We start from the raw sequence: 23,145 nt of genomic DNA on the forward strand, positions 1-23,145 counted from the left end.
GCTCGCAAACGCTCTGCTTCATGCGAACAGCCCGTGCACATACCAGTTGGCGGGAACGGGCTTACCCTCTTCGTCGCGCAGCTCGCTCTCGTAGAGGCCGTCGCGAAAGATCCAGAAGCGCTGGCCCTCGGTGTCCTCGACGCGGAAGTAATCGCGCGTCAGCGACGCGCCGTCCTGCTTCCACCATTCCATCGCGATCCGTTCGGGGCCCTCGACCCGCGCCACCGCATGCAGGGCGCGCCGCCAGGTGAACTGGTGCGGCGGACCGTCAGGCACGCTCGCGAACGGCACCTTGATCGGCTCGGGCCGCTCGAACAGCCGCAAGGGCCGCAGCGGCGGCTCGCCGGCGACGCGCTCCGGCCAGGCAGCCGCGCCCGCCGCGGCCAGATGATGCTGCGCCGGCAGCGCGAGCGCAGCGCGCTCGGGGATGTGGCTCTCCAGCGGCAGATGCACGACGACGCGCTTTCCCCCGATGCGGGCTGCGATGCGGTCGATCAGCGCCGAGAGCTCGTCATTGTCGTGCACTGACGTGTCGAGGTCGCGCTGCTGCTGCACCACGATCTCGGTCCGCCCCGCGGCGAGGCGGATGAGATCGAAACCGAAGCCAGGATCGAGGGGATCGTTGAGCGCATCGAGCCGCTCGCGGAACAGGCGGTCGATCATCTCCGGCCGCGTCACCGGCCGCCCGGTCTCGACCATGATCGTGCGCACCGCGCCGTCGGTGCGGAAGAAGCTCGCCTCCAGCTGCCGCGCGCCCTTGCCCTGCTTGTCCATCGCCGCGACCAGCATCCTGGCGAGGCTTGAGAGCGTCAGCGCGATCACGGTGTCGGTCGCGATCGGCTCGGGGAAGCGTTTCTCGACGATGTAATCGGGCAGTGGCTTGCGCGGGCTGATCGGAGCATCGCCCCGCCCGAGCGCTTGGTTGAGCAAGGTCGTGAAGGCTGCGCCGAACCGTGCCGAGATCTCGTGCGGCGCGCGCGTGGCGACATCGCCGATGGTCTTCAGGCCGGCGCGGCGCAGGCCGGTGGTGATCGTGGCATCGGCGCCGAGCGCCGACACCGGCAGCGGGCCGACCGCCTCCGCTTCCGCGCCGCTGGCTATGATCTGCCCCGAGGCATAGCGCGTCAGCGTGCGCGCCGCGATCGAGGTGCCTGATATCGCCGCGCTGACGGCAAAGCCGCGCCGGTTCAGCGCATTGATGACGATCTGCAGCAGCGCCCGCTCGCCGCCGAACAGATGCGCGCAGCCGGTGATGTCGAGGAACAGGCCGTAAGGTGGATCGAGCGCGACCAGCGGCGTGAAGCGGTCGCACCAATCGGCGATGTCGTTCAGCGTCTTCAGATCGGCGGCGGGATCGGCGTCGTAGACCGTGAGCTCCGGGCAGATCGCCCGCGCATTGGCGAGCGGCAGCCCGATCGACAGCCCGGCCCGCACCGCCGCCTCGTCGACGGCGTGCAGCAGGATGGCGTTGTGGTCCTTTGCGACCACGACGCTGGGGAGGACGTTGCTATTCGTAAGGGACGCATGGGCAGATGGGTTCCCTCCCCCCTTGCGGGGTCCGAGGCGAGCGGAGCTCGCTCTCGAGGTTAGGGAGAGGGGTGAGCCGCATACGCCGGCGTCTGTGGTACCCCTCTCTCCAACTCTCCCCCGCAAGGGGGGAGAGAGCCCGACCAATGTGCTCGCCTCACTTGAAAGTTCATCCACCTCCCGCGCATCAGCTTGCGAGGCGATGTCCTGCGCGAGCTTGCGCTTGATGCGGTCGATGGGCAGGCGTGGCAGCCACAGGCTGAGGATACGCCGACGGTTCACTGAATTGGCACTCATCACATTTCCATTCCATGATCCATCGCCCGACCGGGCCATGACGGTTGCGCACGAGTTCGGCCTCGAAGCGCGGCGCGCCCCAGGCGCTTGCGGCATTGCCGGGCGGCGAATGCGCCGCGCGCACGATCCAGCGCGTCTCCGCAGTCGAGGGGATCGGCGTGGCCGCGATCCGCAGCACCAGCGCGGTGACGCCGGAGGCCTGTGCGGCCAGGGTCAGTTTGCGGCTGGCGACGAGATCGAGCTGGCGCACATCGCCCCAGATCTCGAGCACGACAGCGCCGAGCGCATCGCAGGCGAGCGCGTCGGCCGCAGTGCGCAGAGCGCCATCGACATCGGCGGCGCGCACCGTGACCAGGAGGCGCGGATCGAGGCCGAGCTCGGCGAGCCCGCGCATCGACAGCGCGCCGTTCTCGCGATCGGAAAAATCCTGCCGCACCCAGACCAGCGGCTTGCGCGCTGATATCCGTCCGGCGAGCCCCGCGATGAAGCCGGTCGCCGCGCCGCCTTGATGGCCGGCCGCGAACACCTCGTGCAGCGCGGCCGGCGCAAGCCCGCCGCGCAGCATCGCGTCCGCGCTCGTGTGGCCGAGCGCGATGCGGTTCGGCATCGCCGCCTCCGATGGCGCCTCGATGCGCGCGATGCTGCCGCGCAGAGACGCAAGCGTACCCGTGCGTGCGCCATTCATTGCGCCGCTCCTTCCCAATCAAAATTTGAGGCCGTCACTGACCAGAACAGAGAACCAGGGACTGGTTCAGTTGTTCATGATATGTTCTAATATAAAGCTAACAGGGCCCGCGGAGTCAATCGGATTGGTGAGCTCATCGATTCATCAGTGGAATCAATGGGATTCAGCAGCCGCCAAAGCAGACGGGCCCCGCTCTTCCGCAAGCCAGGCGCGGAAGGCCCCGGAAATGACAGCGTGACGGAAACGGAGCAATCGCATGCGTATCATCGTGCTCGACAACGACACCGATTTCGAGGGCTGGCGCAAGGCCGCGCGGCGGTTGGCGATCAATGACGTGAAGCCTGCGGAGGTCACGTGGACCGTACGCAAGGACGACGAATTGTCGCCGGCATCCTGCGTGAATGAATTGCCTGACGTGCCGCAGGCGCAGTTCAACGTCCCCGCGATCTTCGTCGAGCTCGCAAGGACCGCGATCCTGCATCGCAATGACGCGCGCTTCGCCCTGCTCTATCGCCTGCTGTGGCGGCTGCGCAGCCATCACGATCTGCTCGGCGCGACTGATGACCCCGACGTCGCCGAGGTCCACGCGATGGCGCGCGCGGTCTATGGCGACATCGACAGGATGCACGCGCAGCTTCGCTTCCGCGAGATCGGACGCGAGCGGACGGCGCATTACGTCGCCTGGTTCGAGCCCGAGCACCGCATCGTCGAGTTCGCCGCACCGTTCTTCGCCGGCCGCTTCGCCGACATGCCGTGGTCGATCCTGACCCCCGACGTTTGCGCCCATTGGGACGGGCACGCGATCTCGATCTCGCCGGGCGTCGCCAAATCCGAGGTGCCGAGCGAGGATCGGCTGGAGGAAGCCTGGCGGCGTCATGACAACGGCCTGTTCAATCCCGCGCGGCTGAAAGTGATGGAGACGCCGCAGGCCTATTGGAGGAACCTGCCCGAGGACTCGATCATTAAACCGCTGATCGAAGACGCCATGCGCATGACCAGCGGCCCCTTCATCGCACGCAAGGCGACTGAGCCGCGGAAGCCGCAGGATACGCCGATGCCCCGCAAGCGAGACAAGCAGATCCAAGACTTGCAAACCAAAGACTTGCAAGCTCACGACACGATTGCTGCCCTGCGCGAAGAAGCTGCCGGTTGCCGCGCCTGCCCGCTATGGAAGGACGCGACCCAGACCGTGTTCGGCGAAGGACCGCAAAGCGCGACGCTGATGCTGGTCGGCGAGCAGCCCGGCGACAAGGAAGATCTCGCAGGCCATCCCTTTGTCGGACCGGCCGGGCAGATGCTCGATCGCGCGCTCGAGGACGCCGGCATCGCGCGTGCCACGGTCTACATCACCAACGCGGTGAAGCACTTCAAGTTCGTGCCGCGCGGCAAGATCCGGTTGCATCAGAAGCCGAACACGCCGGAGATCCGCGCCTGTCGTCAGTGGTACGAACGCGAGTTCGCCGCCATCAAGCCGGAGCTCGTGGTGGCGCTCGGCGCAACCGCAGCACAGAGCGTGCTCGGCAAGATCACTCCGATCAACAAGAACCGCGGCCGCCTGATCGATCACGACGGAACCAAGGTGCTCGTCACCGTGCACCCCTCCTATCTGTTGCGGCTGCCCGACGAGAAAGCCAAGGCGCTGGAATATCAGCGCTTTATCGACGACCTGAAAATCGCCGCAGATCAGTTGCGCAATGCGGCCCGCGCGGCCTGAGTTTCGCCAATCCAGCGGAACCGGGAACCACACTTCAACGTGAAATTGTTTCCAAACGCTGACAAATACCTACAACCTTTAATTGATCCGTGGTACGGTGACGTGTTCCGCAGGTATCGGGCGTCATGTTCACGCCATGACGTACCTTGAGGCGGGCGCGCTGCGCGGTTTGCTAGCCCCAATCGTGCGGCGCGCCACCTCATCTCGGAGCCTCCCCTTCCTCACTCACTCCTCCCTTGCGCGCTCACGCGCGCCGTCTTTGGTTGCCAAGACTCCTGATGGCATAGATTCCCGGTGACCTGGATTGCCGGTGATCTGGCCTCGCGAGCCCGACGCCTCGCTGCCGACATCCTCACCTCTCACACGTCTCGCTCCACGAAACCCGGGTGGTGAATTCAGTCACGATCGTTATGCGACCGGCGATCGTCTGTTGCTGAAGATTGCCACGAGGCCGCGAAGGCGCGTGAGCCTTCAATGCGTTGCACAAGAATTCGGCGCGATGTCCACCGTCGCTGGCGGCCGCCTCATTTCACGGGGCGGATTTCAATTGCCTGTCATATGCATCGATCAAAATCGGAGGCATTGGGACAGGAGTTTACCATGAGCGATATGGCGTTACCCGGCTCGATCGAGCCCGCCTTGAAAAAGGGGCCGGACCTCGACAAAGGCTTCCACCCCATGACGGGGATCATTTATTTGGGCGTGGTCGCGGCCGCGCTGCTGTTCGTTGCCTACAGCATCTATGCCGACGTCGACGCCACCGGCACGCGCGTCACGTCGTTCCTGCCCTACATCATGCTGTTCGTTGCGCTGCTGATCGCGCTCGGCTTCGAATTCGTCAACGGCTTCCACGACACCGCCAACGCGGTCGCCACCGTGATCTACACCCGCTCGCTGCCGGCGCATATCGCCGTGGTCTGGTCGGGCATGTTCAACCTGTTCGGCGTGCTGCTCTCGAGCGGCGCCGTCGCGTTCGGCATCGTCTCGCTGCTTCCGGTCGAACTGATCCTGCAGGTCGGCTCCAGCGCCGGCTTTGCCATGGTGTTCGCGCTCTTGATCGCCGCCATCATCTGGAATCTCGGCACCTGGTGGCTCGGCCTGCCGGCCTCGAGCTCGCACACCCTGATCGGCTCGATCATGGGCGTCGGCATCACCAACGCGCTGCTGCGCGGCCGTGACGGCACCTCGGGCGTTGACTGGTCGCAGGCGACCAACATCGCCAAGGCGCTGCTGCTGTCGCCGCTGTTCGGCTTCGCGCTCGCCGCGGGCCTGCTCTACATCCTCAAGATCGTCCTGCAGCGCGCCACCCCGGCGCTGTTCGGCGAGCCGGTCGGCGACCAGCCGCCGCCGTGGTGGATCCGCGGCATCCTGATCCTGACCTGCACGCTGGTCAGCTTTTTCCACGGTTCGAACGACGGCCAGAAGGGCATGGGCCTGATCATGCTGATCCTGATCGGCACCGTGCCGACCGCCTATGCGCTGAACCGCGCGCTGCCGACGAGCCAGATCGAGCAGTTCGCCGCGCACTCGACCGCCGCCAGCAAGGTCATCGAAGGCAAGGCCGCCGGTTACAACGTGATCGGCAACCCGCGCCCGGCCGTGACCAACTATGTCGCGCAGCACCAGATCAACGAAGGCACCTTCCCCTCGCTCGCGGTGCTGGTGCGCGATATCGGACAGCAGGTCGCCCAGTATGGCTCGCTGGCCAAGTTCCCGGCCGACGCGGTCGGCAACACCCGTAACGACATGTACCTGGCCTCCGAGGCGATCCGCTTCCTGATGAAGGACAAGGAAGCCGAGCTGACCGCCGCCGATGTCGCCACGCTGAACCAGTACAAGGGCTCGCTCGATGCCGCGACCAAGTTCATCCCGAGCTGGGTGAAGTTCGCCGTCGCCATCGCGCTCGGCCTCGGCACCATGGTCGGCTGGAAGCGCATCGTCGTCACCGTCGGCGAGAAGATCGGCAAGACCCACCTGACCTACGCGCAGGGCGCCTGCGCCGAGATCACGGCGGCGGCGACCATTGCGGCGGCCGACGGCTACGGCCTGCCGGTCTCGACCACCCACGTGCTGTCGTCGGGCATCGCCGGCACCATGGCCGCCAACGGCTCCGGCCTGCAATGGGCGACGATCCGCAACATCGCGATGGCCTGGGTGCTGACCCTGCCGGCCGCGATGATCCTCTCGGGCATCCTGTACTACGTGTTCTACCACGTGTTCTGATGCCGGTACCTTCGGCGCGGCAACGCGCCGGACGAAGGCCCGCACCTCAGGTGCGGGCCTTTTCTTTTTGGGTATTGCCGTCATTGCTCGCAATGACCATGGCTGGAAGCGCGACAAAGGCGCTCAGGCGTGCCCCTTGTCGCAAGCTTTCGCGACCTCTGCCAGCAGCCCGCGCGCCCATTTGTGCAGGCCGGATTTGGCGGTCCGGGCGCTCCAGTACATGTCGATCGAGATCGGCACCCGGAACGGCAGCGCAGCGACATGCAGGCCGCCGCGCATCGTCCGCGCCAGATGATGCGGGATGGTCGCAACCAGCCTCGTACCGGCGACGATGCGCTCCAGGCTGTCGTGGTTCGGCAGGCTGACTGCAGGCTCGATCTCGATCTCCTTTGCCTTGAGGGCTTCGAGATAAAGCGGCTGCCATTCGCCGCTATGGGTGATGAAGACATGCTCGGCCTTGGCATAGGCCAATAGCGCGATCCGGCCGCGCGCCAGCGGATTGGCCGGGTCCATCACGCAGACATAGTGATCGGTGAGGATATGGCGCCGAAAGAAGCTTTCGCCGACGACCCCGACCGGACCGAGCACGATGTCGCACTGGTTCTGCTTGAGATGGACGTCGCCATGGCCCGCGGCGTCGAGCAGGACGAGACGGACGTGAGGCGCGCCGCCACGCAGCCGCGCGCTGAACCGCGGCATCAGGGTCTGGCGTTCGTGATAGTTGCAGGAGATCGTTACGCTGCCCTGCGCCGTCGCCGGATCGAATTCGACCGGTGAAGCAAGCCCGTCGATCTCGCCGATCATGTCCCGCGCCCAGGCGACTAGTGCCGCGCAGCGTTCGGTGGCGGTCACGCCATTGCCGTTGCGGACGAACAAGGGATCACCGAGCGCGCCGCGCAGCCGCTCGACCGCGTAGCTGATGGTGGACTGGTTGACGTCGAGGCGCTTGGCAGCCGCCGAGAACGACTGCAGATCGTAGACCAGCACGAGCGTCCGCAGGGTCCCGATGTCGATCGGATCGATCGAGGAATTGGCCGCCACGCTGCACCTCCCGCCTTGCTGGGAGGCCAGCCTACCACGAAGTCATTGAATAATTCGATAACCTATATCGACCCCATCGAATTGAGCGATTGCGGCCCCTGGCGCTAGCCTTGGCAAAAAAGCGCTCCGGGAGGACCAATGACCAGCACCGTGCCTGTCGTCACCGATATCGCGTATCAGGATCTGCTCGACGACCCCTATCCGATCTTCCGCCGCCTGCGCGAGCTGGCGCCGGCGGTGTTCGTCGAGCCCGCGAAGCTGACGCTGGTGACGCGCTTCGACGACATCACGCGGATCGAGCGCGATCCCGCGACCTACTCGGCCGACAATCCGACCTCGCTGGTCAACAAGGTGATGGGGCCGACCTTCATGCGCAAGGACGGCGCCGAGCACGCGATCGGCCGCAAGGCGATCGAGCCGTCGTTCCGCCCGGCCACGATCAAGGAGCATTGGGCACCGAAGTTCACCGCGATCGCGGCGACGCTGATCGATGACCTGTCGGCTGCCGGCGAGGCCGATCTGTTCTCCACACTCGCCGCGCCGATGGCCTCGCTCAGCCTGATGGCGATGATCGGCTTTCGCGAGATGCCGTGGCAGATCCTGGCCGAGTGGTCGCAGGCGTTGATCGACGGCGCGGGCAATTACGCCGCCGATGCCGAGATCGAGTGCAAGGCGATGCAGGCGAGCGCCGATGTCGATGCCGCGATCGATGCGATGCTCGACGATCACCGCAGCCGCCCCAATCCCTCGATCCTGTCCTCGATGGTCAACGCCGATCCGCCGATGCCGATCGAGGGCATCCGCGCCAACATCAAGGTGATCATCGGCGGTGGCCTCAACGAGCCGCGCGACGCGATCCTGACGCTGGTGCTCGGCCTGCTGGAAAACCCGGCGCAGAAGGACGGCGTGCTGGCGAAGCCCGAGCTATGGCCGGCCGCGCTCGAGGAAGCGGTGCGTTGGATCTCGCCGATCGGCATGTATCCGCGCCGCGTCACCCGCGATGTCGACCTTTCCGGCACCATGCTGCCCGAGGGCCTTCAGATCGGGCTCTGCGTCGGCGCGGCCAACCGCGACGGCAATCGCTTCGCCGAGCCCGATCGTTTTGACGTGACGCGGCCGAAGCAATCGCACCTGGCGTTCGGCGCCGGACCGCATTTCTGCGCCGGCACCTGGGTGTCGCGGCTCACCGTCGGCAAGATCGTTGTGCCGATGCTGTTCGAGCGCTTGCCCAGTTTGCGCCTCCGCGCGGAGGCGCCGCCTGTCGTCCGCGGCTGGGTATTCCGCGGCCCGGTAACGCTGCCGGTACGATGGGATGCGTGAGGATCGCAAGTCGGGTTATCGCATTACTTGCCGGCAGGAGCGGCGCGGCTGCTACCCGCAGGCGGATAGGACGCGGCGAATAGACAATCGTGCATCCACGGCTGGTCGATCGCGTCGACATCAATGTCAGGATCGTATTTCCAGAGATCGCCGGTGTAGGGCGGCGGAAGATCGTTGGATGAGGCAGGATTCGTATTCCAGCGCACATCACCCCAGATCGTGGCGTTGTCGCCGGGCTCCGGGCATCGCGCACTCGTCGTGTCAGGACCTATTGAGCAAGTCGCCACCGGGTTGGGTTCGCCGCCTTTCAGGATGCTTACAAGCCGGTATTCGGTCATGTGACCGCTCGCCCAAACCATTTCGACGCTGCAAACCCTATCGTTGTTCTGGCGATGCGCCTCGCCCCAGCAGCCGTAACTCCAGCCTCCGTAAGGCGGGGGCAGAAGAACGCAGGACGTCCTGTAACCGGCGAAGGAGCCGCCGCCGTCCTTTGCAACAATTTCACGCTGGCGCTCCATTGCGCGGATCGGCTCGGTGGTCTGCAGGCGCGTCAGGCGATCACGAGTCACCTTGAGCAACACCTCGCGATCGTCGGTCTTGTCATCTTCCGCCTGTCCATATCGGTCTGCACCTTGTGAACGCACCGCGATCCATCGTCGCTGGCTCAACACCAGCGCGTCGTGGAATTCGTGATCCGTGGTTTCTCGCAACAGCTTGAAATAGGCCGCGCTCATCGCGGCGTCGGCCTGCTTCAGCTTCGGCGTTGCGCAGATCAGCTTGTCGACCGGCAGAGAGGCCCGCGCGCAGTCCAGCGCAAGAGCTGGCGACGAACGGACGGCGACGAGAACCAAGCCCAGGATAATGCCCCGTCTCATCGTCGTCCCTTGCCGGCTTCACGCAATGACCGACAACGATCACGCCGCCAGCGCGTCTTCCACGATTTTCACGAAATAGGACGTGCCGAACACGATCGCCTCGTCGTTGAAATTGTAGGCGGGGTGATGCAGGCCGGCGCTGTCGCCATTGCCGCAGAAGATGAAGGCGCCGGGCCGCGCTTCCAGCATGTACGAAAAATCCTCGCCGCCCATCAGCGGCGGCATCGTATGTACGTTGCCGTCGCCGGCCACTTCCTTGGCGATGCGGGTCGCGAATTCGGTCTGCGAGGCGTGGTTGACGGTGACCGGATAGCCACGCTTGTAGTCGAGCTCGATCCGCGCGCCGGTCAGCTGGGCCACGCCCTTGACCACTTCGCCGATGCGCTTCTCGATCAGTTGCCGGACCTCCGGGGTCAGGGTGCGGACGGTGCCGCGCAACACCGCGGTCTGCGGAATCACGTTGCGGGCATTGCCGGCGTGGAATTCGCAGATCGAGATCACGGCGGAATCGAGCGGATCGACGCTGCGCGACACGATCGACTGCAGCGCGGTGATCAGTTGCGCGCCGACCATCACCGAATCGATGCATTTATGCGGCCGCGCGGCGTGGCCACCGAGCCCCTCGATGTTGATGTTGACCTCGTCGGTCGACGCCATGATCGGGCCGGAGCGGATCGCGAACGAGCCGATCGGAATCCCCGGACCGTTGTGCATGCCGTAAACCTGCTGGACGCCGAAGCGGTCCATCAAGCCGTCCTTGATCATGGCGGCGGCGCCGGCCCCGCCCTCCTCGGCCGGCTGGAAGATCACGACCGCATCGCCGGCGAAATTGCGCGTCTCGGCGAGATAGCGCGCCGCGCCGAGCAGCATCGCGGTGTGGCCGTCATGGCCGCAGGCGTGCATCTTGCCCGGCGTCTTCGAGGCGTAAGGCAGGTTGGTTTCCTCGTGGATCGGCAGCGCATCCATGTCGGCGCGCAGGCCGATCACCTTGACGTCGCCCTTGGCCGCGCCCTTCTTGCCCTTGATGACGCCGACCACGCCGGTCTTGCCGAGCCCGGTCACGACCTCGTCGCAGCCGAATTCCCGTAGCCGGTCCGCCACGAATGATGCAGTGCGATGCACGTCGTAGAGCAGTTCGGGGTTTTCATGGATGTTGCGGCGCCAGGCCTGGATATCGGGTTGCAGATCGGCGACGCGGTTGACGATGGGCATGAGAATTCTGGCCTCAGAGGTTGGACGTAAGTCCTCTCTAGCATGCAAGAGGCGGTCCACCCAACAGATGTGGCATGCCTCCGGCCCGGGCCCTGCATTCGCAAAACGGGACGCCTAACGTTCCGCGGACATGGGAGCCGCGTGACCTTGGCGCCGTTCGCCAATGTCTGGCCTTGCAGGACCGTATCCGACCAAAGCCTAATAGTGCCGGGGAGACCTCATGCCGATACTACTAGAGGTTTCCGCGCCGAAATCCTCCAGCCTCAAACAAGCAGGCGGCTGCATGACGCCGGATCAAGCGGTCTTGTTCTCCACCATCATCCTGCTGGTGCCGATGGGCTACTTCCTGCTGGCGGCGCCGGCGTTCCTGCTCGTGAAGCTCGACCTCCCGCCCGTCACGCGGCTGCTGCGCGGCATGTTCAATGCCTACTTCCTGGTGCTGACCGTCTCGGGCGCGATCGGGACGCTCGCCTTTGCCACGGCCGGCCGGTTCGCCGTCGCACTCGGCATTGCCCTGATCGCGGGCTTCGCGGTGCTGGCACGCCGCTGGTTCCTGCGCCGGCTCGATGCCGAGGCGGACGCGCGAGACTCTGGTGATCCGACCGCCGTGCGGCGGCTGCGCCAGCTGCATTGGGGCGGCATGCTGTGCAATGCGGTCCAGGTGTTCGCCCTGGTTGGCAGCATTCCCTACATGGCGCCGCTGCCTTGATCGGGCTTCCGATGCGGATCGTATTTCGAAAGGACGTCCTTGAGATAATCCCGGCTTTTCCATTCCGGTGCAGGCGGCTCGTATCCGGGCCGAGGAACGAACGGATTCGCCGGCACATCCGCTGACGCGCCCATCAGGTCCGGAATGTAGCGCGGGCAATTCGGAAAGATTTCGCATTTGACGCGCACGACGACCTTCGCGCCGTGATGCCGGGCAAGCGCTTCCGCATCGTCGTGGATCGTTGCCTTGCCTCGGACGCGTGCGCGAAACGTCTTGCCGTCGAGGCGCACAAACAGCAACCCGACATTCGGGTTGCGGTGAATATTGCCGAGCGTGCGGTACATGTTGTTGCCGTCATACTCGGGGTATTCAAGCGTGTCGGGCCCGGTGATCTTGACGAAGCCGGGATCGCCGCAACGCATCGAACAATCGACGTTGTCCTGATAGCTCGTCGCAATGAAAAAGAACCGCGTCTCCTCGATCAGCTTGCGCTCGTGTTCCCAGAACTCGAAGTGGAGGCGATGCTTCTCGAGGCCGTCGGCGACGCGACGACCGTCGAAACGGTCCTGCAACTCACGCATTCCGTCGTGGTAGAAAGGGGCGCGGACGGGATCTGCCACAGGACTCCTCCAGCAAGTTGAGCAATCGATCCGCGAGTTCTGGCACGGCCAGAATGCACGGCGCAACGGCCGCGAATTATCGTTACCGCGCCCGGCCGGCGGCGGCTATTGTCCCCGCGCCTGCCGGTCGAACGCGCTGAGCACGGCAAGCGTCATGGCCTCGACACCGGTCTTGATGGTCGGCTCCGGCACCGGCGCGAACAACGGCGAATGGTTGGTTGGCAATGGCGGGCCGTTGCCGGCCTGGGCCGCGGCGACGCGCTCCGGCTCATAGATGCCGATGTTGAAGAACATCGACGGCACTCCGGCGCTGACGAACTCCGAATAATCCTCGCTGGGCGTGCCGGGCGGCGACGGTGCGAACTTGTCGCCAAACGCCGCCCTCAGCACCTTTTCCGCCGTGCCGACCACGTCGGGATCGTTGATCACGGCCTTGGTCCCTTCGGTGATGTTGATCTCAGGCTCCGGCGCATTCGACATGGCGGCGACCGCCTTTGCCGTCCGCTCGATGCCTGCGAGCATCTTGGCGCGCACCTCGGGCTTGAAGGTGCGAATGGTGCCGAACAGCACCACGTCATCCGGAATGATGTTTGACGCGGTGCCGCCGTGAATTGAGCCGATGCTGACCACGCCGAATTCGGTCGGGTCCTTTTCGCGGCTGATCACGCTCTGGACATCGACGACGAAGCGCGCGGCCATCATGACGGGATCAATGGTCGCCTGCGGCACCGCGCCGTGCCCGCCGCGGCCGCGGAATTTGATGTAGAGGCCATCGGCGGCAGATGAGCCGATCCCGACGCGATAGCGCACCGTTCCATAGGCGAACGGGCCATCGTGCAAGGCGAAGCCGAAATCCGGCTTTGGAAATTTCGTGAACAGACCGTCCGCCAGCATCGCCTTGGCGCCCGACACGATCTCTTCTGCCGGCTGGGCGATGAACATCAGCGTGCCGTGCCATCGGTCTTTCAGGCCGAGCAGCGTCTTGGCCGTGCCCACCCAGCTCGCCATGTGGATGTCGTGGCCGCAGCTGTGCGCAACGAAGGTTTCCCGTCCCTGCCACGTGGTCTTGTCGTGGCTGGCATAGGGAAGTCCGGTCTTCTCCTCCATCGGCAGCGCATCGAGCTCGGTGCGCACCATGATGGTCGGGCCCGCGCCATTTCTGTAGATCGCGACCAGCCCGGTCTTGCCGACGTGCTCCGTCACCTCGAAGCCCAGCGCCCGCATCTCGGCAGCCAGCTTGGCCGCGGTCTTCTCCTCCTGAAACGCGATCTCGGGATGGGCGTGAATATCCTTGTAGAGCGCGTCGAGCTTCGGATAGTCGACCTCGACCGACTTCTCGATGGCGCCCTTCAGCGCGGCGACATCGAGCTCGGCATTGGCCCGCGGCGGCAATGACGCGCAGAGCGCAGCGGACGCAAGCAGCGTAAGAACAATCTTGTTCATGGCAATCGCTCCAGCTGAAATCCGGATCTCGTATCCCGAGCAAGCCTTGCATCGCAGGGCCACGCTCGGCTGCACGATCTAAGCAGGCAAGGCGATCAGAGACAATGACTGATCCGGAGCGTGCACGGTCCTAGCCCGAGGTGAGCATCTGGCTGCGGATCTCCTGTGCAGTGCGGCGCAGCGGCAGCAGGAATTTCTTGCGCGCGCCGGCCTCGCTGACCGTGCCGGAGATCGTGTTGACGCTGAGCGCCGCGACCACCGCGCCCGCCGGATCGCGCAACGGCACCGCGATGCCGCAGATCGCGGGATCGAGCTCACCATCGACCCAGGCATAGCCGTCACCCTCGACCCGCGCGAGCAATTCGCCGAGCCGTTCCGGATCGGTCACCGTGCGCGGCGTGACCTGCTTGAAGCCGCCGGTCGCCAGATAAGCCTCGCGGGTGCCGGGCGGCAGAGCCGCGAGCATGACGCGGCCGAGCGACACCAGATGCGCCGGGAGGCGGCTGCCGACGCCGAGATTGGCTGACAGAATCCGCCGCGCCGGCAGCCGCAGCGCATAGACGATCTCGTCCTCGTCGAGCACCGCCATCGCGCAGGACTCCCCGATCTCGTTGCGCAGATTCTCCAGCGCGCGCTGCGCATGCGCCCAGTACGGCAATGCATTGAGATAGGACAGGCCGAGCCCGAGAGCGCGCGGCCGCAAGCTGAAATAGCGTCCATCGGAGGCGCAGTATTTCAGCGCCACCAGGGTCGCGAGAATGCGGCGCGCGGTGGCGCGGTTGAGACCGGCGGTGTCGGCGGCCTCCGCCAGCGTGTGCCGCCCCGGCGGCTTGCCGAGCGCCTCGATGATCGAGAAACCACGCGCGATCGCGCGCACGAAGCCGTCGCTCTCTTTGCTCATTGCACCGTTCCGCCGCGTCCGCCGTATTTGCTCATCACGTCGCGGCCCGCATGGCTGCCTGCGCATGACGCGGCGCTGCCCGCTTGTCAGGGGCTCCCGACCGCGCTAGCGTCAATTCATACAGCGAATTAACTGTTCGCCTGGCGAACTGAATAACAGGAGGATCCTCGATGGCGCAAGCAGAAAGTTCTGCGGCCACCCCGTTCGAAACCGATTTCTGGAAGGACGCGAAGTTGCGCAAGGTGTGGGACGACATCGTCCCCGGCGAGCCGCGCAAGACACTGCCCTACACGCTGACGCAGGAAGCGATCGCGCTGTATTGCCGTGCAGTCGGCGAGACCAATCCGCTCTATCTCGACGAAGCGGCCGCGAAGGCCGGACCCTATGGCGGACTGATCGCGCCGCCTGCGATCCACATCCTCCTCATGTTCGCCTGCACGCCGGCCGACGACTGGATGCGCTCGCCCGGCACCGTCAATGCCGGTCAGTCCTGGAGCTACAACATCCCTGCCCGCCCCGGCGACACCATCACCCTGCAGGCCCGCGCGCTCGACAAGTTCATTAAGCGCGAGCGGCTGTTCGTGGTGCACGACAACGTCTTCTTCAACCAGCATGGCGACGTGATCTGCTCGGGTCGCGGCCAGACCATCCGTCCGATGTAAGGGGGATCACGATGACCTCAGCGAATTTCGACGCTCTCAAGGCCGGCGACACCATCGACGGTCCCGCCTTCGCGGTGTCGCGCGAATCGATCCGCCTGTTCTGCGATGCATCGCTCGACTACAACCCGCTGCATCTCGACGACAACTACATGAAGGGCGATTTCGGCAAGACCAATTTCGGCGGCATCATCATGCACGGCATGAACAATTTCGGCCTGATCTCGCGCATGTTGACCGACTGGGCGCTTCCCGCCGGCGCGATCCATCGCCGGCTCGAGACGCGCTGGCTGAAGCCGGTGAAGCCCGGCGACACCATCCGCCCGGCCGGCACCATCAAGGCCAAGCAGACCACCGCGAAGTCGCGCTGGGTGCTGGTCGACGTCGCCGTGCAGAACCAGCGCGGCGAGACGGTCGCGGCCGGCGAAGCGATGCTGGAGTTTCCGGGCGCGAAGGCGAGCTAGCCGCGTATTCGATCAGAGCAACTGGCTCCCACTCCGCCTCGCCCCGCGGGGAGAGGCCGGAACGCATCGCGAGATGCGTTCCGGGTGAGGGGGAGTCTCCGCGAGGACAGCTCTCATCGTCTATGCGGAGACAGCCCCTCACCCCAACCCTCTCCCCGTAAGAACGGGGCGAGGGAGCGCGCCTCCTTCGCGGCGCCAACGAACAATCACAATAATCATTCGAGGAGACTTTCCATGAAGGATGCGGCCCATTCGCGGCTCTATGGACGGATCGCCTGGCGCCTGATCCCGTTCCTGCTGGCGTGCTACACGGTGGCGATCATCGATCGCTTCAACATCGGCTTTGCCAAGCTGCAATTCCTGCACGACCTCAACATCGATGACGCGGTGTTCGGGCTTGCCGCCGGCATCTTCTCGGTCGGCTATGTCGCCCTCGAAGTGCCGAGCAATCTGCTGCTGGTCAGGATCGGGGTGCGCAAGACGCTGCTGCGGATCATGGTGCTGTGGGGCACTGTGACCGTGCTGCTCGCGCTGGTGCAGAACCAGTATCACCTCTATCTGCTGCGCTTCCTGCTCGGGGCCGCGGAAGGCGGCTTCTTCCCCGGCATCCTGTATTACCTGACGCTGTGGTTTCCGGACCGCGTGCGCGGCCGCATGACCAGCCTGTTCGTGATGGCAGTGCCGCTCGGCGGCGTGATCGCGGGACCGCTGTCGGGCCTGATCATGGATCACATGCAGGGCGTCCATGGCCTGCATGGCTGGCAGTGGCTGTTCATCCTCGAAGGCGTTCCCGCCGTGCTGCTTGGCATCGTTGCGTTCCTTCATCTCGCCGACGGGCCGCAGGCCGCGAGCTGGCTCAACGCCGACGAGCGGCGGCAGGTCGCAAGCGATCTCGCCCGCGATCGCGCCGCCGCCCCCGGCACCACGCGCAGCTTCGCGGCGGCGCTGCGCGAGCCGCGCGTCTATCTGCTGTCCTTCATCTACTTCGCGTTCTTCTGCTCGCTCAACACCATCCTGCTGTGGACGCCGACACTGCTGAAGCGCGTCGGCGTCGCGACCACGACCGAGATCGGCTGGCTGAGCGGCGCGATCTCGGTGGCGTCGGCGATCGGCATGGTCGCGATCGGCTACAGCTCCGATCGCACGCGGGAACGGCGCTGGCACGTGGTCGCTTGCGGCCTCGTCGCGGCGGCGTGCTTCATCGCCTTGCAGGCCGCGCAGGGCAGCATCCTGCTGACGGTGACGTTGCTCGCCATCGCCTCGATCGGCATCTTCGCGATCCTGTCGCTGTTCTGGACCATTCCGAACGCGATGCTGGAAGGCAGCGCCGCGGCCGGCGGTATCGCGCTGATCAGCGCGATCGGCTCGTTCGGCGGCGCGGTGTGCCCTGCCCTGATCGGCTGGATGAATGTCGCGACCGGGAGCATCTACGCACCGCTCGCCCTCGTCGGCGCGCTGCTGGCGATCGGTATGCTGACGCTGATTCTCTGTGTGCCGAGGCCCGGACCCGAGGTCACACTCGCCGAACCCAGCCGTCCCTGATCATCCAGCGCATGCCCGGCGTCGTCGGCCGGGCTTGTCTCGACCGGCTGCGTCTGGATAGAACTTGGTTCTGACTTTGTCAGGACCAAGTTCTATTTCTTCTACTGACGCGTTTTCTTCACGCGAACCGGGCTCCACTTCGCTCGAAAACGCTATAGAAGGCAATAACAAAAGACGCTTGCCGGGAACGAGGACATGCCGCGAAGGCTCGAGGGTGATTTCGACTACATTATCGTCGGCGCAGGCACGGCGGGTTGCATCATGGCCAACCGCCTGTCGGCAGATCCGAAGAAGCGCGTGCTGCTGCTGGAAGCCGGCGGCAAGGACAACTGGATCTGGTTTCACATCCCGGTCGGCTATCTCTTCGCGATCGGCAATCCGCGCTCGGACTGGATGTTCAAGACCGAGGCCGAGCCCGGCCTCAACGGCCGTGCGCTCGCATATCCGCGCGGCAAGGTGATCGGCGGCTCGTCGGCGATCAACGCCATGATCTCGATGCGCGGCCAGGCCGCCGATTACGATCACTGGCGGCAGCTAGGCCTCACCGGGTGGAGCTACAGCGACGTGCTGCCGGCATTCAAGCGGCTGGAGGATCACTTCCTCGGCGAAAGCGAGCATCACGGTGTCGGCGGCGGCTGGCGCATCGAGGCGCCGCGGCTGTCGTGGCAGATCCTCGATGCGGTCGGCGATGCCGCCGAGGAGATGGGCATCAAGCGCATCCCGGATTTCAACACCGGCGACAACGAGGGCACCAGCTACTTCCACGTCAACCAGAAGCGCGGCCGGCGCTGGTCATCGGCGCGCGGTTTCCTCAAGCCGGTGCTGAACCGCAGCAATCTCAGGCTCGAGACCGACGTGCTGGTCGACCGCCTGATCATCGAGAGCGGCCGCGCCGCCGGCGTCGAGTTCCGTCAGGGCAATGAGACTGTGGAGGCGCGCGCCAAGGGCGAGGTGATTCTGTGCGCGGGCTCGATCGGCACCACGCAGGTGCTGCATCGCTCCGGCATCGGCCCGTCGGAATGGCTGTCGCCGCTCGGCATCGACATCGTGGCCGACGTGCAGGGCATCGGCCATAATCTGCAGGACCATCTACAGCAGCGCGCGATCTACAAGGTATCGGGCGTGCGCACGCTGAACGAGACCTACTACAACCTGGTGCGCCGCGGCTTGATGGGCCTCGACTACGCGTTCCGCCGCCGCGGGCCGCTGACCATGGCGCCATCACAGCTCGGCATCTTCACGCGCTCGGATGCGACGCGCTCGCGCGCCAACATCCAGTTCCACGTGCAACCGCTGTCGCTCGACAAATTCGGCGATCCCCTGCATCGCTTCCCCGCGATCACGGTGAGCGCCTGCAACCTGCAGCCGACCTCGCGCGGCACGGTGCGTATCCGCTCGACCGCGCCCGACGACAAGCCGTCGATCGCGCCGAATTATCTCTCGACCGAGGACGACCGCCAGGTCGCGGCCGACGCGATCCGCACCACGCGCAAGTTGATGAAGCAGAAGGCACTGGAAAAATATCACCCCGAGGAATTCCTGCCCGGTCCCTCCGTCGGCGACGACGACGCCTCGCTCGCCAAGGCCGCCGGCGACATCGGCACCACGATCTTCCACCCGGTCGGCACCGCGAAGATGGGAACGGCCAACGATCCAATGGCCGTGGTCGACGAGCGTCTGCGCTTCTACGGCCTCCACGGCCTGCGCATCGCGGATGCCTCCGTGATGCCGACCATCACCTCCGGCAACACCAACACGCCGACGGCGATGATCGCCGAGAAGGCCGCGGCGATGATCCTGCAGGATGCGCGATAAACAAGCCATGACGCAGCCGCAGCGCATTCTGGTGGGCGATGCCGGCGCGCAGATCGCGCTGGCACGATGGGGCGAGCCGGCCTCCGGCAAGCCGCCGGCGCTGCTGCTGCACGGCACCGGCTTCGTCGCCGAAGTGTGGACCGAAGTCGCGGAGGCGCTGGCCGCCGACTACACCGTCTATGCGCTCGACCGCCGCGGCCACGGCCTGAGCCACAAGCCGCCGGCCGACCGCTTTCAGTTCCAGGACTTCGCCGACGATATCTGCATGGTGGTCGAGCGCCTTGATCTCCATGAGATCTACGGCATCGGTCACAGCGCCGGCGCGACCGACCTGATGCTCGCAACGAAACTGATGCCGGACCGCTTCGCACGGCTGTTCGTGACGGAGCCGACCGCGATGGATCCGCACGCGCCGCGAACCGGCGGCCTGAGCGACATCGCCCGCGGATCGGTGCAGGGCGTGCTGCGCCGCCGCGCCGAATTCGATAATGCCGACGATTTGTTCCGGCGGTTGCGCGAAGCGCCGGCGTTCGCACCGTGGACCGAGCCGTCGCTATGGGCCTATGTCCATCACGGCTTTGCGCGGCTCGACGACGGCCGCATGCGGCTGCGCTGCACGCCCGAGATCGAGTCGGCGCTGCTTGGGCCGATCTTCCAGGCCATGGAGCAGATCTACACTGGCGATAAGCGCGGCAATCCGTTCCCGTGGTTCTCCGAGATCGCCTGCCCGGTCTGCATCGCCACCGCGGAACAGTCATGGCCGATCTACAAGGAGATGGCCGACCGCGCCGCGGCCCTGATCCCGCACGCCAGCCGCTGGACGTTCGACAATGTCGGGCACTGCGTTGCGCAGGAGGCGCCGGAGCTGATGGTCGCTGCGCTCCGCACATTCGCCAGGCGCGCGGCTTAGAACGCCTGCTCATCGGCAAATAGCGCGCCGATGGCAACCGATCGTCACTTCATCGTCGATCGTCGAATTGCCTCGCCGGGTAGACCGGTGCGCGCACCGGCTGGATCGTCAGCCGATAGACGATCAGGTTGGTGCCATCGAATGCTTCAAGCAGGTAGTCGCAAACCGGACAGTGATACTCACCCTTGGCGCCAGGTTCAGACCATAGTTCCAACCGCCGGAAACCCGCACCACAGCACGCGCACGTTACATCCGCTTTCCGCACGTTCGTTCTCTCCCTGAGGCGATGCCACTGTGCATGAACTCGGCCAAAGCGATGGAGATTGGAGACAAGCCCGGCAGAATGTCACTGCGAGGCTGACGTCTCCGAACCCGTCCTCATCATCGCCGCTGCAAATCGCGGGGTTCTGTCGCTACAGAACACCTCAGAACAAGGTTGGTTCAACAATTCCGGCTGCACACGGCAGCAAGCGAAAAAACGCTGGTAAGCTCGGCAATGGATGGGGCTGTCGCCTGACTGGGAGGTGACACGACAAGTCGCGGAACCTCCCACGTCCCGCATTCTAGGCAGCGCCGCTTCGGCAGCAAAGTGCAGATTGTGCCTGAGGAGGTTTGAAAGCAGGCGTCTGTCGCACTTGCGCGAAAGCGCCCGCGGAACCCGGCATCTTGAACGCGATTGCGTTCCGTTGATCTACGTCAACCCCGCGCCCCCGGGAGCGTCGCAGTTTCACGGTTCGCAACATCGTCCGCTAGGGAGGGACACGCCATGCTTCGTTGTATCCTCGCCGCTCTGGCAACTCTGCTTCTCGTTGCTGTCTGCCTGGTTCCTGATGACGCCTATGCCCGCCGCGGAGGAGGCGGCGGCTTCCGTGGCGGCGGAGGCGGCTTTCATGGCGGTGCGATGCGTGGCGGCGGCATGCATGCCGGCGCCGGAAGGATGCATGCCGGAAGGATCCATGGCGGAGGATATCACGCTGCCGGCCGCCCGCGTCCCTCACACCCGATCGCGGGTCGTCCGGGCTATCCGGGCCGTCCGATTGCCGGGCGCCCTGGCCGCCCGGTCGCCGGCTATCCCGGTTATGGCCGAGGCTACTATCGACCCGGTTGGGGCTATGGTGCTGCGGCAGCCGGCGCCGCGGCCGCAGCCGGCGCGTATTACGGCAGCTATGGCTACTACGGCAACCAGGGCTGCCACTACAATCAATACGGTCAAATGATCTGTCCGCAACAGCAGTATCAATACTGATCCGGCTGAGCCGTCGTGGATGGATGGTCCATGCCGTCGCGCCGCTAGGTCGGCTTGCTCGGATTCGGTCGAACGTCAGCGCGGCCATCCAGAATGGGTCACGCGCTAACGGAGGCTACGATCACAATCGTGGCCCCGTTGAGTTTGCGATCCCAAAGGCTTGATCCAGATCAACGGCTCCACGCGCTGATGGTTTTCAAATCGGACTGATCGGGACCCTAGGCCTGGAGGAAAGCGATGAAGACAATTTCGAAAACAATCACGCTGGCGACGACCATCTTCGGGTGTGCCATGCTGCTATCCTTTGACCGCTCGGAACAGGGTGGCGTCTCGATTTCGGTCCAGGGAGCGCAAGCGCGCGTCGGCCGTCCTTTGACGCCCGTGAGCGTCGCGGGTGTCGCGCGTCGCCAAACACGCAGGGCGGTGTACGGAACCGCTGCCGTGGGAGCTGCGGCGGCGGCCGGCGCTTATGGCTATTATCACTATCCTTCCAACGGTCAGGGTTTCGTCTGCCAGCCCGGCACGTATTTTCGTGGCGAGGATGGCCGCCAACATCTCTGCCAGTAACCGGAAGCACTGAACGCTCTCGGCGACGAAAAAGGCGCATGAGAGCGTAGAGGCCGAGACTGCGTCTGGATTGGTCCGGACACGATCATGATCGAGCGGTTCGACGATGGTCAAACCGGAGCGTGCGATCCCGGCGGCACCATGTACAGCGTCATGGCGAAAATCGCATAGATCAGCACGAGCAAGGCGCCGATGAACCATGCCGACCGTCCGCTGTTGGTAATGAAGCAGGACGTCACGGAAGCGATCATGACCATCGTCACGGCGCCCGGCCAGAACTGCAAGTCCATCGGCTTCGGACCGATGACGTAGCTTAGAAGAACCAGCGCCGGTGCAACGAACAGGGCGATTTGCGAAGCGCTTCCGAGCGCGATGCTGACGCTCATGTCGAGCCGGTTCTTGCGCGCCGCGGAGAATGCCACCGCCATTTCCGCTGCGGCGCCGACCAGCGCGACGATGATGAAACCAACGAACGCCGGGCTCAGTCCCAGCGTCTCGCCCGCTTTCTGCACCGAACTCACGAATATTTCGCTGACCAGCGCAACCAGCACGGTGACGGCGAGAAGAGTGCCCAACGCAAGCCCGATCGGCCAGCCGGCGCCACCGGCCTCGCCATGCTCCTCGCTTGCGAACAGCTCCTTGTGTGTCTTGAGCGAGAACAGCAAGCCGAGACCGTAGGCGCAGATCAGCAGCACGGCGAGGCCCGTGCTGAGTGTCAGCGCCATGGCTTCGCCGCGTGCCGGATCAAGGTCGGCGACGGCAGAGGGGGCAAGCAGCGCAATCGTGGCCATCAGCAGCAGCGCTGCGTACATCCTCCCACCGGCCCGATTGTACTCTTGAACATGATGGCGGAGCCCGCCAAGCAGGAACGATGCGCCGAGCATGAAGAGCGAGTTGGTGACGATGGCACCGGCGATCGATGCCTTGACCAGCATGTATTCTCCCGCATGGAGCGCTGCGATCGCGATGATCAGCTCGGTCAGATTGCCCAGCGTTGCGTTGAGCAAGCCTCCGATCGCATCGCCCGTTTTCTCCGCGACGCTTTCCGTTGCGTGACTGAGAAGGGCAGCCAATGGCACGATGGCGAGGACAGCGAGCACGAACAGGACTGTGTGGGCGGACGGAGCTGCCGTCTCGACCACGAGCACGATCGGCACGAAGATCAGCATCCAAAGCAGCGGATTGTGTCGAATTTCCTTGAGCAGAAGCTGCATGGTACCGCCCGGCTGAAACGAGTTGGGCAGCAATTCTGATCACTACGGGCCGCTCGATCTTGATCTAGCTCAATCCCTCTCCACCGCCTCGCAGGCCTGCTTGCACCATGGTGGCCTGCCCGAAGTCCCGGGCTATTTTCCGAACGGTCAGAAGCGCGTCC

20 protein-coding genes are annotated in these 23,145 nt (G+C 65.0%); 11 read left to right on the top strand and 9 right to left on the bottom strand.

From position 1 onward, the window contains the following. Nucleotides 1-18: 18 nt before the first annotated feature. Nucleotides 19-1,488, bottom strand: coding sequence for a DNA polymerase Y family protein (locus tag XH92_RS30630; protein ID WP_194455448.1), 1,470 nt, complete (start codon nucleotides 1,486-1,488; stop codon nucleotides 19-21). 226 nt (nucleotides 1,489-1,714) lie between these two features. Beyond that, nucleotides 1,715-2,509, bottom strand: coding sequence for an ImuA family protein (locus tag XH92_RS30635; RefSeq protein WP_194455449.1), 795 nt, complete (start codon nucleotides 2,507-2,509; stop codon nucleotides 1,715-1,717). A gap of 256 nt (nucleotides 2,510-2,765) precedes the next feature. Here XH92_RS30635 and XH92_RS30640 point away from each other — a divergent pair, with 256 nt between their 5' ends. Both XH92_RS30640 and XH92_RS30645 read left to right on the top strand, forming a co-directional pair. Beyond that, the gene (locus tag XH92_RS30640) at nucleotides 2,766-4,223 is read left to right on the top strand and encodes a UdgX family uracil-DNA binding protein (protein ID WP_194455450.1); all 1,458 of its coding nucleotides are present in this window, start codon (nucleotides 2,766-2,768) and stop codon (nucleotides 4,221-4,223) included. 600 nt (nucleotides 4,224-4,823) lie between these two features. Beyond that, the gene (locus XH92_RS30645; protein WP_194455451.1) at nucleotides 4,824-6,446 is read left to right on the top strand and encodes an inorganic phosphate transporter; all 1,623 of its coding nucleotides are present in this window, start codon (nucleotides 4,824-4,826) and stop codon (nucleotides 6,444-6,446) included. A gap of 123 nt (nucleotides 6,447-6,569) precedes the next feature. On the opposite strand, the gene XH92_RS30650 is transcribed toward XH92_RS30645, so the two are convergent. Beyond that, the gene (locus XH92_RS30650) at nucleotides 6,570-7,487 is read right to left on the bottom strand and encodes a LysR family transcriptional regulator (protein ID WP_194455452.1); all 918 of its coding nucleotides are present in this window, start codon (nucleotides 7,485-7,487) and stop codon (nucleotides 6,570-6,572) included. A 138-nt stretch (nucleotides 7,488-7,625) separates the two neighbouring features. Between XH92_RS30650 and XH92_RS30655 the strand changes: the two genes are divergently transcribed. Continuing rightward, nucleotides 7,626-8,807, top strand: a complete 1,182-nt coding sequence (locus XH92_RS30655; protein WP_194455453.1) for a cytochrome P450 — start codon at nucleotides 7,626-7,628, stop codon at nucleotides 8,805-8,807. Nucleotides 8,808-8,830: 23 nt separating this feature from the next. Here the strand turns inward: XH92_RS30655 and XH92_RS30660 are convergent, their stop codons facing one another. After that, entirely contained in the window at nucleotides 8,831-9,682 is an 852-nt protein-coding gene (locus XH92_RS30660; RefSeq protein WP_194455454.1) for a lysozyme inhibitor LprI family protein, read from the bottom strand. A 39-nt stretch (nucleotides 9,683-9,721) separates the two neighbouring features. Continuing rightward, complete coding sequence (locus XH92_RS30665) at nucleotides 9,722-10,894, bottom strand: M20 aminoacylase family protein (protein ID WP_194455455.1); 1,173 nt, start codon at nucleotides 10,892-10,894, stop codon at nucleotides 9,722-9,724. A 283-nt stretch (nucleotides 10,895-11,177) separates the two neighbouring features. Between XH92_RS30665 and XH92_RS30670 the strand changes: the two genes are divergently transcribed. Beyond that, nucleotides 11,178-11,603, top strand: coding sequence for a hypothetical protein (locus tag XH92_RS30670; protein ID WP_194455456.1), 426 nt, complete (start codon nucleotides 11,178-11,180; stop codon nucleotides 11,601-11,603). Here XH92_RS30670 and XH92_RS30675 read toward each other — a convergent pair. The 3 genes from XH92_RS30675 to XH92_RS30685 form a co-directional block, all read right to left on the bottom strand. Next, a complete protein-coding gene (locus XH92_RS30675) occupies nucleotides 11,582-12,223 on the bottom strand; it encodes a pyridoxamine 5'-phosphate oxidase family protein (protein ID WP_194455457.1) in 642 nt (213 codons plus the stop codon). The two genes, XH92_RS30670 and XH92_RS30675, sit on opposite strands and share 22 nt — an antisense overlap. A 105-nt stretch (nucleotides 12,224-12,328) precedes the next feature. Further along, nucleotides 12,329-13,666 carry an amidohydrolase gene (locus tag XH92_RS30680; protein WP_194455458.1) on the bottom strand — a complete coding sequence of 446 codons (1,338 nt, stop codon included), beginning with the start codon at nucleotides 13,664-13,666 and terminating at the stop codon, nucleotides 12,329-12,331. Between the two features lie 130 nt (nucleotides 13,667-13,796). After that, nucleotides 13,797-14,567: an IclR family transcriptional regulator C-terminal domain-containing protein gene (locus XH92_RS30685; RefSeq protein WP_194455459.1), complete on the bottom strand. Its 771-nt coding sequence runs from the start codon at nucleotides 14,565-14,567 to the stop codon at nucleotides 13,797-13,799. A gap of 170 nt (nucleotides 14,568-14,737) precedes the next feature. Between XH92_RS30685 and XH92_RS30690 the strand changes: the two genes are divergently transcribed. The 7 genes from XH92_RS30690 (at nucleotide 14,738) to XH92_RS43225 (ending at nucleotide 21,770) form a co-directional block, all read left to right on the top strand. Beyond that, complete coding sequence (locus tag XH92_RS30690; protein ID WP_194455460.1) at nucleotides 14,738-15,229, top strand: MaoC family dehydratase; 492 nt, start codon at nucleotides 14,738-14,740, stop codon at nucleotides 15,227-15,229. Nucleotides 15,230-15,240: 11 nt separating this feature from the next. Continuing rightward, complete coding sequence (locus tag XH92_RS30695; protein ID WP_194455461.1) at nucleotides 15,241-15,690, top strand: MaoC family dehydratase; 450 nt, start codon at nucleotides 15,241-15,243, stop codon at nucleotides 15,688-15,690. A 234-nt stretch (nucleotides 15,691-15,924) separates the two neighbouring features. Beyond that, nucleotides 15,925-17,232: an MFS transporter gene (locus XH92_RS30700; protein ID WP_194455462.1), complete on the top strand. Its 1,308-nt coding sequence runs from the start codon at nucleotides 15,925-15,927 to the stop codon at nucleotides 17,230-17,232. A gap of 195 nt (nucleotides 17,233-17,427) precedes the next feature. Further along, on the top strand, nucleotides 17,428-19,047 hold the full coding sequence (locus XH92_RS30705; protein WP_194455463.1) for a GMC family oxidoreductase: 1,620 nt from the start codon (nucleotides 17,428-17,430) through the stop codon (nucleotides 19,045-19,047). 7 nt (nucleotides 19,048-19,054) lie between these two features. Further along, entirely contained in the window at nucleotides 19,055-19,957 is a 903-nt protein-coding gene (locus XH92_RS30710; RefSeq protein WP_194455464.1) for an alpha/beta fold hydrolase, read from the top strand. Nucleotides 19,958-20,723: 766 nt separating this feature from the next. Then, complete coding sequence (locus XH92_RS30715; RefSeq protein ID WP_194455465.1) at nucleotides 20,724-21,203, top strand: hypothetical protein; 480 nt, start codon at nucleotides 20,724-20,726, stop codon at nucleotides 21,201-21,203. Between the two features lie 237 nt (nucleotides 21,204-21,440). After that, the gene (locus XH92_RS43225; protein ID WP_371817837.1) at nucleotides 21,441-21,770 is read left to right on the top strand and encodes a hypothetical protein; all 330 of its coding nucleotides are present in this window, start codon (nucleotides 21,441-21,443) and stop codon (nucleotides 21,768-21,770) included. A 110-nt stretch (nucleotides 21,771-21,880) separates the two neighbouring features. On the opposite strand, the gene cax is transcribed toward XH92_RS43225, so the two are convergent. Then, nucleotides 21,881-22,984: a calcium/proton exchanger gene (gene cax, locus XH92_RS30725; RefSeq protein ID WP_194455466.1), complete on the bottom strand. Its 1,104-nt coding sequence runs from the start codon at nucleotides 22,982-22,984 to the stop codon at nucleotides 21,881-21,883. Between the last annotated feature and the right edge of the window lie 161 nt (nucleotides 22,985-23,145).

The sequence above is a fragment of the Bradyrhizobium sp. CCBAU 53421 genome (assembly GCF_015291625.1).
In the GTDB taxonomy this organism is placed as follows: domain Bacteria; phylum Pseudomonadota; class Alphaproteobacteria; order Rhizobiales; family Xanthobacteraceae; genus Bradyrhizobium.